This window comes from Tetzosporium hominis (assembly GCF_002265435.1).
In the GTDB taxonomy this organism is placed as follows: Bacteria; Bacillota; Bacilli; order Bacillales_A; family Planococcaceae; genus Chryseomicrobium; species Chryseomicrobium hominis.
In genome coordinates, this window is sequence record NZ_NOKQ01000085.1 from 1 (window position 1) to 247 (window position 247).

The 247-nt window shown below is 43.3% G+C and carries 1 protein-coding gene; it reads right to left on the reverse strand.

Annotated elements, in window-relative coordinates; genetic code table 11:
* The coding region (locus CF394_RS00290) for a thiolase family protein (RefSeq protein ID WP_500691217.1) at positions 1-246 on the reverse strand (246 nt) is incomplete at its 3' end.
* Position 247 lies beyond the last annotated feature (1 nt).

Consider the following 247-nt stretch of genomic DNA (forward strand, 5'->3'; position numbering starts at 1 on the left):
AACCTTGTTGATAGTAAAGGCTGGTGTAAATTCAGGGAGTCCTGCGTGAATGCTCATTTGACGAGCTACGTTTTGACCTAAACCTGCGCCTAGGACATTCCCCATAATCACTTCATCTACCTGCTCTGGTTTAATATTCGCTTTTTCCAAAGCACTCTTAATTACCAAAGATCCCAAATCAACAGCAGAAACATTCTTCAAGCTCCCGCCAAAGGAACCTAAAGGTGTTCGCACTGCCGAAACAATA